General features: G+C 64.6%; 6 protein-coding genes. 5 read left to right on the top strand and 1 reads right to left on the bottom strand.

The genetic code is table 11. The features are described 5' to 3' along the window. The 4 genes from VGH54_RS14790 to VGH54_RS14775 form a co-directional block, all read left to right on the top strand. Positions 1-1,067 (top strand): hypothetical protein (locus tag VGH54_RS14790; RefSeq protein ID WP_331512793.1); only part of this gene is annotated, 1,067 nt, incomplete at its 5' end. A 46-nt stretch (positions 1,068-1,113) separates the two neighbouring features. Continuing rightward, complete coding sequence (locus tag VGH54_RS14785) at positions 1,114-1,572, top strand: LysM peptidoglycan-binding domain-containing protein (protein WP_331512792.1); 459 nt, start codon at positions 1,114-1,116, stop codon at positions 1,570-1,572. A gap of 32 nt (positions 1,573-1,604) precedes the next feature. After that, positions 1,605-2,153 carry a hypothetical protein gene (locus VGH54_RS14780; RefSeq protein ID WP_331512791.1) on the top strand — a complete coding sequence of 183 codons (549 nt, stop codon included), beginning with the start codon at positions 1,605-1,607 and terminating at the stop codon, positions 2,151-2,153. Positions 2,154-2,415: 262 nt separating this feature from the next. Then, positions 2,416-2,949 carry a sortase domain-bontaining protein gene (locus VGH54_RS14775; RefSeq protein WP_331512790.1) on the top strand — a complete coding sequence of 178 codons (534 nt, stop codon included), beginning with the start codon at positions 2,416-2,418 and terminating at the stop codon, positions 2,947-2,949. 264 nt (positions 2,950-3,213) lie between these two features. Here the strand turns inward: VGH54_RS14775 and VGH54_RS14770 are convergent, their stop codons facing one another. Continuing rightward, positions 3,214-3,381: a hypothetical protein gene (locus VGH54_RS14770; RefSeq protein ID WP_331512789.1), complete on the bottom strand. Its 168-nt coding sequence runs from the start codon at positions 3,379-3,381 to the stop codon at positions 3,214-3,216. A gap of 530 nt (positions 3,382-3,911) precedes the next feature. Between VGH54_RS14770 and VGH54_RS30050 the strand changes: the two genes are divergently transcribed. After that, the gene (locus tag VGH54_RS30050) at positions 3,912-4,502 is read left to right on the top strand and encodes an NUMOD4 domain-containing protein (protein ID WP_414688715.1); all 591 of its coding nucleotides are present in this window, start codon (positions 3,912-3,914) and stop codon (positions 4,500-4,502) included. Positions 4,503-4,942 lie beyond the last annotated feature (440 nt).

Genomic DNA, 4,942 nt, shown 5'->3' with positions numbered 1-4,942 from the left:
AGGCGAACCCGGCGCAGTCGGCTTTCGTGGAGGCAACGATCCTCGACCCGGCCACCGGTCAGGTCACGATCTACCGCCCGTTGGTCATTGACCGTGGTACGCGCCCGTTGCTGCCAACGGTGACACCAGTGTTGCCGCCTGGTGCGGTGGTGGGCATTTGGTTTGGGTTCCAGGGCACGAATCTGACCCTGGCACACGCCTATGGGTGCGTGAATGGGCTGTTCAGGTCAATCTTCGGCCAGTTCTCGTACTGCAACGCCCCCGCCTTTTTTAAGGCTGCGCACACCGCCATGACCGCAGGTCTGTTGACTGTGCCGCCGCTGGGTGTGGGGAAGGATGGGTTGCCGTGCCCGTCGACCCGAGACTTCTCTGTGGTTGACCAGGACCAGTCCGACAATGTGATCACCAAATATGTGGCCCTGGCGAACGGTCAGACCGGTCAGGACACCGGGGTCATTCCTCCGGGCGCGGTGTTTGTAACCAACGGGTCGGACAACGGGCTGCTCAACAACTTTATTCAGCCGGCGTTGGGTTGTGTTCCGTTCTCCGCGCCGGACCAGACCGCCGGTGGGCGCACTTCGGTGTCGTTGGCGTTGAACGAGTTGCAGGCTGAGCCGCAGGCCGCACCGGTGGCGTTGGTGCCGCAGAACGACCCGATGACGATGGTGAACGCCAGAAAGTCGTCCCCGAAGACGAACCTGTACCGGCTTGGGGTTGACCAGCCGTTCACCTATCAGGACGCGTCGGCGGTGTACTGCCAGCAGCTGATGTTCGTTGCCCCGCTCAGGTTGGCGAACGACCGCGAGTTCGAGGTTGGGAAACCGTCCCCGGATATCGCTATGGCGCCGGATCTTGCCCAGTTCTTGCAGGTGCGCCTTGCGGCCAGCTTGGTGAACCTGAAGTGCCCGACCGGTGGGGGGATCCTCAACGACTTCAACCCGAGACGGGGCGGCAACTACTACGGGCTCTCCGACGGCCCTGGCGACGGCTCGAGCCTGGGCGATGGGTCCGACGGCAATCCCGTGGACACCGCCGGCAACGGTGACTACATGGGCGGTGGCAACTGATATGGGGTACCGAGGGCGTCATCGTGCCCCAGGTCCCCGTGTTGCGGTGAACTGTGCCCGGATCGCCGTGGGCGGTTTGGTGCTGGCGGAAATCACCGGCGGCCTCCCAGCCGTTCCGGCGTATGCGTCCACTCCGGTGGTGTTGGCGGCCTCCCACCACGGCACGCATGGGGACGACAAGCCGAAGCATCACCACGCGAAGAAACACCACCATCCGACTAAGCATCACCGGCCAGCCCAGCGCGCGGCCCCCACTGTCACCCACGCCGCGGTCCGAACTGTTGCCGCACACCAGGCGGCAGCATTTACCCCGGCGCCGCAGCCGGCCCCTGCGGCAGCCCCCGAAATGCTGTTCGACCACTACATCGTGCAGCCGGGGGACACCCTGACCCACATCGCCGCCGCCTTCGGCCTCCCTTTCGAGGTGATCTGGGCGGCTAACGGTGACCGCCTACCCCACCCCGACGCCATCTTTATCGGCCAGAGGCTCCGCCTACCTGCTTGACCCAACCACCCCAGCACTAAGGAAGGCACCACGTGAAGCGTTCTATCGCTGCCCTGGCCCTCGTTGTTGCGGCCGGCGCCGCATCCCTCGGCCTGTCCGGTACCGCCTTTGCCGCCACTGCGGCTGACTGCACCAACGCCATGGCCCTGTCGGCGACCGCGCAGGTCAACTACACCAACGCCCTCAACGTCGTCGTTGCCCGGGCGAAGGAGCTCGGCTTCACCGCCGCGAACATCTCCACCGCCGAGGGCATCCTCGCCCAGGGCAACATCACCGCCGCCCAGCAGGCCAGCCTCATGCAGCTGTACTCCGAGCACGCCAGCATGCTGTCCCTGGTCAGCGACCTGCCGAAGATCAAGGCTGTGCTGGACACCCGTCTGGCGCTGAACGCGGCGATCGCGGCCCAGGGCATTGCGTGTGCGGGCATGACCGTCCCGGCCCCGGCCGTCGTTACCCCGGCCCCGGCGCCGCTGGTTCTCACCCCCGCCATGCCGGTTGTCCCGGCGTGTCCGAACGCAATGACCGTTCCCATGGTGCCCTGTGGGGCGGTTTCCACTGGCGACGGTTCGACGCAGCGCTAACTGTCAACTGTCCGATTGTCTACAACTCTGAGGTGGGAGCACTAAACGCCATGCTTGGATCACCCATCTCGACCTTCAGGCAGGCGCTGTGAACTGGCGGGCCATCCTTGCGGGTGGCCTGTCGGTCGGGGCGATTGCCGTTGTGGGCATCGCTGTTGCCGGGTCACCGTCGTCGCCTAGCCCGGCGGCGACGGTGACTCCGGCCAGCGTGTCGGCATCACCTACGGCGGCACCAGCGAGCATGTCCGCTGCGGCGGCGCCTATGACGAGTGCCGACCCGATGGCCTCAGCGTCGATTCCTGCCCCGGCTACTACTCCGACTGCTCAACCGGCCGGAGCACCACAGGTGGCGCTGCCCACTTCGGTGAGCATCCCGGCGATCAAGGCCATGTCCGCGCTCATCCCACTGGGGGTTAACCCAGACCTGACAGTGCAGGTTCCAGACGTCCACCACCCTGAAATCGCGGGTTGGTTCGATCTGGGGGTGCGACCGGGGGAGATTGGTTCGGCAGTCCTGCTGGCACACGTTGACGGGGACGGGAAGCTGGGCCTCTTCCACGACATCCACCTGCTCAATCTCGGCGATCCGATCGTGATCGGCCGAGCGGATGGCTCCACGATCACCTTCAAGGTCACGCGGGTGCGCACCGTCCTTAAGTCCGCGTTTCCGAGTTCCGACGCGTACGGCCCGAAGCCTGACGCCGAGATCCAGTTGATCACGTGCGGCGGTCAGTTGGACAAGGCGGCCCATAATTTCCTGAGTAACGTCATCGTGACGGGTGTCCTGGCGAACTGATCGAACAACCGTTCCGATCGGAGGCGTCATGCACTCCGCCGACAAGCGACTGCTTCGGCGGCTGCTGATTTGGATGGCCCCTCTGGGGGCGGCTGCTGGCGTATGGGCTGGGCTCGTCTACCCGGCGCCAACCGTTTTTCCAATGCCGGGAGACCCGCAGGTCTCGTCACCTGCTGTGCCGATCGCCACCTCGGCTCCAACGCCGGAGCCGCAGGTGGTGGTCGAGCCGCCCGTGACCATTACTGACACGCCTGTCCCCCTGCCTCAGGTGACTGTCACGGCCACACCTGACGCACCGGCCCCGGTCACCGTGACCGAAACCCCTGCGCCGTTGACGATTACCCAGACCCCCGAGCCTTTGCCGCCGAGCATCACGTCACCGCCGATGGTTCCGACGATGCCGGACGTCGCACCCTTGTTCGAGCTGAACACTCAGCCGCCGGTGCCGTTGATGACGAGCCCGCCCATAGTGTCCGCGCCGTGACCGTGCACAGCCGGGGATGGTGTCGGCGGTTCTTCGCTGTGTGTCCGCACTGCGGGTACATGGTGGGTCGGAGTTGGACTAGGCGGGGAACAAGACTGGAGTTGGACCGTCACACCGCTGTGTGTAGGTGGCGCCGCTCCGCTAGGTGAACCGGCTCCTTCGGGCGACGTTCGGGAGACGCCCCGAGGTTGAGCTGGTTCTGAGGGTGGCCCTCCGTCGTCTCGTAGCCTGCCCCTCGCGTGGCGGCTCGGCGGCGGGGGGCCACCGTCGTACGCATGTTGTGCAACCCCGTTTTTGACGATGGCAGACCGGTGGGGTGTCGCTTACTATGGGCCTGAAGGTGAGAACTTCAGCCTCATCTTTAACATGCGTGGCTCGAACGCATGTTCGGCTATGCTGGCCCCAACCTTGTTAGACGGTCCCGGGCGGCGCTACCAACGCCGGCCCCGGGGCCTTGAACGGCAGCGGAGGCCGTCCCATGAGTGATCCTACCGAGCGCTGGTTGCCCGTGGTCGGGTGCCAGGGTTTTTACGAAGTCTCTGACCTGGGGCGCGTGCGAAGCGTTCCCCGTCAGGTGCAAGGCCCGCTTGGTGCGCGCCGCTTGAAGGGGTGCATTCTCAAGCAGTCTCTCCATGAGCGGCGCGGCCACCGGCAGGTCCAGTTGTACATCGAGGGCCGCGGGCGCACTCGCAAGGTTCACCAGCTGGTGCTTGAGGCGTTCGTAGGTCCTAGACCCGAGGGGATGCACGGATGCCACAATGACGGCGCCGTAGCGAACAACCACCTGGGCAATTTGAGGTGGGACACTCCGGCCTCAAACTGCCTAGACATGGTCCTGCATGGCACCCACAACAAAGGCCGCCGCACCGAGTGTCCCATTGAGCACTTGTTAGTCGCACCAAACCTCATTGCCGGCAAGGCTCGAGATGGCTACCGGTCGTGTCTGGCCTGCGACCGCGCGCGGTCCAACGTCCGAGACTGGCGCAACCAGCGCGAGAAGTTCAAGGCTGTGGCCGATCGCCACTACGCGATAATAATGAGCAATGCTAACGATGCGCCAACTGGGTGAACCCTGAACTCGATGTTGCGCAATCTGTAACGCGCGTCACGTTGACTGCGACACTCGTAGCGCAAGGGGGCAACCCCCACGCAAAGGGCAACCCCACCCCTGGTGGGTCAAGTAAGGCCTAGACCTTGCCGCTCTTGATCCAGTAATGGGCTACCCCGACAGCACGCAGGCCGCTAAGCAAGGCGCAGTCGGGGTAGCGATTCATTCTCCCGCTCGGTAGGGGACCCGGTCGATAAGGCCTCTATCCGGGGCGCCCACCTCCAACCGAGTGGGTGAGCCGACCTCCGGAGAATGGGCAGTCTCCCCAGCGTAGGGGCCTCTTCGTTATCTCACGCTTAAGTTCTTGACAGCTAGCACATATCTTTCTGGCCGCCTTAACGGGCTGACCCGAATTTGTCTCACTTTGAAACAAGAAGCCCGGCGCGTCCGTTTGATAAGCG

Origin of the sequence: Mycobacterium sp., assembly GCF_036488105.1 — a bacterium.
Taxonomy (GTDB): domain Bacteria; phylum Actinomycetota; class Actinomycetes; order Mycobacteriales; family Mycobacteriaceae; genus Mycobacterium.
Note: the sequence above shows the minus strand (reverse complement) of the source record. Positions and strands in the feature narration are given on the sequence as shown.